This is a genomic window from Sphingopyxis sp., assembly GCF_036402335.1.
In the GTDB taxonomy this organism is placed as follows: Bacteria; Pseudomonadota; Alphaproteobacteria; order Sphingomonadales; family Sphingomonadaceae; genus Sphingopyxis.
Genome location: NZ_DASWTD010000109.1, coordinates 1 through 5,070, shown reverse-complemented (window position 1 = coordinate 5,070; position 5,070 = coordinate 1). Strand labels below are relative to the sequence as shown.

The 5,070-nt window shown below is 65.0% G+C and carries 7 protein-coding genes; 3 read left to right on the top strand and 4 right to left on the bottom strand.

Annotated elements, in window-relative coordinates:
- Nucleotides 1-103 precede the first annotated feature (103 nt).
- From rplI to VGD20_RS03275, 4 genes are all read right to left on the bottom strand, one after another.
- Entirely contained in the window at nt 104-736 is a 633-nt protein-coding gene (gene rplI / locus VGD20_RS03290; protein WP_331133082.1) for a 50S ribosomal protein L9, read from the bottom strand.
- A gap of 13 nt (nt 737-749) precedes the next feature.
- Nucleotides 750-974 carry a 30S ribosomal protein S18 gene (gene rpsR, locus VGD20_RS03285; RefSeq protein WP_037517582.1) on the bottom strand — a complete coding sequence of 75 codons (225 nt, stop codon included), beginning with the start codon at nt 972-974 and terminating at the stop codon, nt 750-752.
- A gap of 11 nt (nt 975-985) precedes the next feature.
- Nucleotides 986-1,351, bottom strand: coding sequence for a 30S ribosomal protein S6 (gene rpsF, locus VGD20_RS03280; RefSeq protein WP_093510730.1), 366 nt, complete (start codon nt 1,349-1,351; stop codon nt 986-988).
- Nucleotides 1,352-1,509: 158 nt separating this feature from the next.
- On the bottom strand, nt 1,510-2,898 hold the full coding sequence (locus VGD20_RS03275; RefSeq protein WP_331133081.1) for a Mur ligase family protein: 1,389 nt from the start codon (nt 2,896-2,898) through the stop codon (nt 1,510-1,512).
- A gap of 148 nt (nt 2,899-3,046) precedes the next feature.
- On the opposite strand from VGD20_RS03275, the gene VGD20_RS03270 reads away from it, so the two are divergent.
- The 3 genes from VGD20_RS03270 to VGD20_RS03260 form a co-directional block, all read left to right on the top strand.
- Nucleotides 3,047-3,874 carry an LD-carboxypeptidase gene (locus VGD20_RS03270; RefSeq protein ID WP_331133080.1) on the top strand — a complete coding sequence of 276 codons (828 nt, stop codon included), beginning with the start codon at nt 3,047-3,049 and terminating at the stop codon, nt 3,872-3,874.
- A gap of 44 nt (nt 3,875-3,918) precedes the next feature.
- Complete coding sequence (gene fabD, locus VGD20_RS03265) at nt 3,919-4,857, top strand: ACP S-malonyltransferase (RefSeq protein WP_331133079.1); 939 nt, start codon at nt 3,919-3,921, stop codon at nt 4,855-4,857.
- Between the two features lie 23 nt (nt 4,858-4,880).
- Nucleotides 4,881-5,070 (top strand): SDR family NAD(P)-dependent oxidoreductase (locus VGD20_RS03260; RefSeq protein ID WP_331133078.1); only part of this gene is annotated, 190 nt, incomplete at its 3' end.

Here is a 5,070-nt window from a genome sequence, read left to right as displayed (position 1 = left end):
AGCTCACCACCCCAAAACCGTCGCCCCCCGGAAACGCGGCAAAAGAAAAGGCTCCGGAACCAGGGTTCCGGAGCCTTTTCTGTTTCTTGCAAGATCGAAGGGCTTAAGCCTCTTCTTCCCCGTCTGCAGCCGGAGCTTCTTCGGCAGCCAGTTCCGAAGGAGCGGCGCCCACGTCTTCGAATTCGTCCTCGCTGTCGGGCTCCAGCGCCGTCGCAACCGCTTCGGCCTGTTCTTCCTCGAACATCGCGGCGATGACGTCGATGCCCTGCTTCTGCATTTCGGCTTCGTCGGGCGAACGCGCCACGTTGACGCCGACGGTCACGGCGACTTCGGGGTGCAGCTTGACCTTGACGTCGACGAGGCCGAGCGCCTTGATCGGGCGTTCGAGTTCGACCATCGACTTGGTCACGCCGGTGACGCCGTCCTCGACGAGCGCGTCGACGATGTCACGGACCGAAACCGAACCATAGAGCTGGCCGGTGTTCGATGCCTGGCGGATCAGGACGACCTGCTTGCCGTCGATGTCCTTGGCGCGGCCTTCGGCGTCGGTGCGACGCTCGGCGTTGTCGGCCTCGATCTTCGAACGATTGGCTTCGAACAGCTTGCGGTTGGCTTCGTTCGCGCGCAGCGCCTTGTTGTTCGGCAGCAGGAAGTTGCGGGCAAAGCCGTTCTTGACGGTGACGACATCACCGATGCCGCCGAGTTTCTCGATACGTTCGAGCAGGATGATTTCCATCGGTCCGCCCTCCTTACTTCACAATGTAGGGGAGCAGGCCGATGTGGCGCGAGCGCTTGATCGCTTTTGCCAGCTCACGCTGCTTCTTGGTGGACACCGCGGTGATCCGCGACGGGACGATCTTGCCGCGCTCCGACAGGTAACCCTGGAGCAGACGGACGTCCTTGTAATCGATGACCGGTGCATCCTTCTGGCTGAAGGGGCAGGTCTTGCGGCGGCGGAAAAAGGGTCGTGCCATGATCGTTATCCTTATTCTTCGCCGTCGCGGTCACGGCCACGGCCGCCACGACGTTCCTGCTTGCGCATCATCACCGACGGACCCTTTTCGAGTTCGTCGACGCGGATGGTGAGCCAGCGGATGATATCTTCGTTGATCGCAGCCTGACGCTCGATCTCTGCGATCGCTTCGCCCGACACTTCGGCCGACAGCATCACATAATGACCCTTGCGGTTCTTCTGGATCTTGTAGGCGAGCTGCTTCAGGCCCCAGGTTTCGGTCTTGTGAACCTGGCCCTTATATTCGCCGATGACGTTGGTGACGGTTTCCGCCAGCGCGTCGACCTGAGCCTGGCTCAGGTCCTGACGCGCGATAAAGACATGCTCGTAAAACGGCATGGTTTGCGTCCTTCGATTTGGCCGATCGCTGATTTCGCGCCAATCGCGAAACCCCTCCGGCTGTCGTCTCGCTTCACGGATTGGTGCAAAGCAAACGGGGCGAACGGCACAAGGCCTCGCCCCGAATGAGCGCGCCTATACAGATTCGCGCGCGGAAATCAAGCGCGGAGGGCGAGCTTTTCCAGGAGTTCGCGCCCGAATTCGGTGAGCGTGTCATCGCGCGCGCCAAGGATCAGGATACGATCGCCTGGCTTCGCCTCGTCGAGCATCGCCGCACCGCAATTGGCGCGGGTCGTCATATGTATCGCATCGGCCCCGCCCGCGACGATGTCGGCGACGAGGGCCTCGCTGCCGATGCTGCGGTCGACCGTGCCACCGAAATAGACGGGGTCGCAGACGAACAGCCTATCGCCGTCGCGCATTCCGCTCGCGAAGCTCGCAGCGAGCTCCTTGCCCATCTGGCGGAGCGGGCCATAGCCGTGCGGCTGGAAGAAGAGCAAGGCGCGGCCCGGGAGTTCGGCGACGGCCGCCAGCGTCGCGGCGACCTTGTCGGGATTATGCGCGAAATCGTCGATCACGGTGACGCCATTTGCTTGCCCGAGTACTTCATAGCGGCGTGCAAGGCCGGCAAAGTCCGCCAATGCCTCGACGCCTTGTGCGGCGGTTGCACCCGCCGCGTGCGCCGCGGCGATGGCAGCGAGCGCGTTGGCGGCATTGTGGCGGCCTGGCATGCGGAGCTTGACCTGATAGGCGGTGCCATCGACGCGGACGGCGAAGCAGCAGCCGTCGGGCAACGCCTCGAAATCGCTGCCGCGTACGGTCGCACTGTCACCGAAGCCAAAGGTTACCACATTGCGCCCCGACAGCAGCGGGGCGGACTCGGCGTCGTCGGCATTGATCACCGCGACGCGGGCCTTCGCGGCGAAATCTCCGAACAATTGATGCAGTTCGGCAAGGCTCTTGTGGTCGAGGCTGATATTGGTGACCACCGCGACGTCGGGCGCATATAGCGCGATCGATCCGTCGCTCTCGTCGACTTCGCTGACGTAAAAAGCATCGTCTCCGACCAGCGCGCTCGCAAAGGGGCTATCGTCGCCCGAGAAATTGCGCATCACCGCGCCGTTCATCACGGTGGGCTTCTTCCCTGCTCTTTCGAGTATCCAGCCGATCATTCCGGTGACGGTCGACTTGCCGCTTGTGCCGCCGACGCCGATCGCCCGGCCGGCGGCGTTGAACAGCGCAGCATTCAGGTCGGCGCGCGTCATGCGGGGGAGGCCGAGCGCATTTGCCGCGGCAACATCGGGAACGCTGTCTTCAATCGCGGCAGAGGCGACGAGGATCTGGCCGGCGCTGGGCCCGCTGCCGTCCTGCGGGTAAAAGGCGATGCCCTGATCTTCGAGCCAGGCAAATTTACCGGGCGTCCGGCCCTGGTCGCGGCTGCGATCCGACCCAGAAACCGCCGCGCCGCGCGCCGCGACGATCATCGCGAGCGGCAACATGCCCGACCCGCCGATGCCGCAGAAGAAATAGGATTTGTTTTCGGCCATCGCGGCGCGATATGGCTTTGATGAAGGGTTTGCAACCGGCACTCACCCCGATTTCCGTTCGTGTCGAGCGAAGTCGAGACACCCGTCGGAATAGCGTAAGGCCGAGAGGCATCTCGACTTCGCTCGATGCGAGCGGATAAGGGGGCTCATGCGTATAGGAATAGTAGCCCCGTCGACCCCGATCCTGCCCGATGATGCGGAGGCGGTGCGCGCGCTGGCGAGCCTCGGCTACCCCGACGTCGAGCTCGAATTCGACCCGCAGTGCTTCGCGGTTCACGGCCATTTCGCGGGCGAGGACGGCCACCGCTTCGCCGCGCTCGTCGAAATGGCGAACCGCCCCGACATCGACGCGATCTGGTTCGCGCGTGGTGGCTATGGCGCGTGCCGGATCGCCGAGGATGCGGTCGCGGCGATGACTGACGTGGCACGCGGCAAGGCGTTCCTCGGCTATTCGGATCAGGGCAATCTGCTCGGTGCGCTCTACCGCGAGGGTTTCGATCATGTGGCGCACGGGCCGATGGTCGCCGACATCCGCCGCGAGGGCGGCGATGCGGCGGTGCTCCGCGCGCTCGACTGGCTCGTCGCGCGCGACCCCGCGGCGTGCGAGCCGGGCCTCCGGCACGGCGCGCGCCACGCGGCGTTCAACCTGATGACGCTCTCGATGCTGCTCGGTACCCCGCTCGAACCCGACTTGTCGGGCCATGTGTTGCTGGTCGAGGAGGTCAGCGAATATCTCTATGCCTTCGACCGCGCCTTCTTCCATGTCGCGAGCTACCTTGGCCCGCGCGGCCTCGCCGGCATCCGGCTCGGGCGGGTGAGCGATATTCCCGAAAACGACCGGCCCTTCGGTATGGAGGCCGCGGAGATCGCGGCAGGCTGGTGCGCACGCACGGCTATCCCCTGGCTCGGGCGGGCCGACATCGGCCACGACGTGGCGAACAAGGTCGTGCCCTTCGGCTTGCATCGCGCGGGGTGAGGGAATAGGCGCGGGCCAAATCCATATTCATCAGGGGACGCATCATGCGCGCATTCATCTTTCCGGGTCAGGGCAGCCAGGCCGTGGGCATGGGCAAGGCCCTTTTCGAAGCCTCGCCCGTCGCGCGCGAGGTGTTCCAGGAGGTCGACGACGCGCTAGGCCAGAAACTGTTCCAGCTGATGAGCGAAGGTCCCGAGGACCAGCTCACCCTCACCGAAAATGCCCAGCCCGCGATCATGGCGAACGCGATCGCGACGCTGCGCGTACTCGAAAAGGAGGGCGGCGTGACGCTCACCGGCAAGGCCGATTATGTCGCGGGGCACAGCCTCGGCGAATATAGCGCGCTCTGCGCCGCGGGTGCGTTCGACCTCGCGACGACGGCGCGGCTGCTGAAGACGCGCGGGCAGGCGATGCAGGCGGCGGTGCCCGTCGGCGTCGGTGCGATGGCGGCGCTGCTCGGCGCCGATATCGAGACGGCGCAGAAGCTTGCCGATGCCGCTGCCGAAGGGGAAGTCTGCACCGTCGCGAACGATAACGACCCGTCGCAGGTCGTGATTTCGGGCCACAAGGGCGCGATCGAGCGCGCGGTCGCGCTGGTCAAGGATTATGGCATCAAGCGCGGCGTCCTGCTCCCCGTCTCGGCGCCTTTCCATTGCCCGCTGATGCAGCCTGCCGCCGACGCGATGGCCGAAGCGCTCGGCGCGAACCCGCCTGCCGCGCCGCTGGTGCCGGTGGTCGCCAACGTCACTGCGAGCCCGGCGAGCGATGCCGACACGATCCGCGACCTGCTCGTCAGCCAAGTCACCGGCCGCGTCCGCTGGCGCGAGAGCGTCGTGTCGATGGAGGATATCAGTGTGACGCACTTCGTCGAATTCGGCGGCAAGGTCCTCTCGCCGATGGTCAAGCGCAGCGTCGCAGGCGAGGTCGAGACGGCCAGTGTGATTTCAATGGATGACATCGAGGCACTGCTCAAGACGCTCTAATTCAAAGATTTCAGGAGAGTAATATGTTCGATCTCACCGGCATGACCGCCCTCGTCACCGGCGCTTCGGGCGGCATCGGCTCGGCCATCGCGCAGGCGCTCGCCGCGCAGGGCGCACGGCTTGCGGTGTCGGGCTCCAACGCCGACAAGCTCGCCGCCTTTCGCGATACGCTTGGCGGCGATCATGTCGCGCTGCCGTGCAACCTCGGCGATG

Coding starts and splice junctions, on each gene's coding strand:
- VGD20_RS03270 (WP_331133080.1), top strand. CDS start 3,047: ATGCGTATAGGAATAGTAGCCCCGTCGACCCCGATCCTGCCCGATGAT.
- fabD (WP_331133079.1), top strand. CDS start 3,919: ATGCGCGCATTCATCTTTCCGGGTCAGGGCAGCCAGGCCGTGGGCATG.
- rpsR (WP_037517582.1), bottom strand. CDS start 974: ATGGCACGACCCTTTTTCCGCCGCCGCAAGACCTGCCCCTTCAGCCAG.
- rpsF (WP_093510730.1), bottom strand. CDS start 1,351: ATGCCGTTTTACGAGCATGTCTTTATCGCGCGTCAGGACCTGAGCCAG.
- rplI (WP_331133082.1), bottom strand. CDS start 736: ATGGAAATCATCCTGCTCGAACGTATCGAGAAACTCGGCGGCATCGGT.
- VGD20_RS03275 (WP_331133081.1), bottom strand. CDS start 2,898: ATGGCCGAAAACAAATCCTATTTCTTCTGCGGCATCGGCGGGTCGGGC.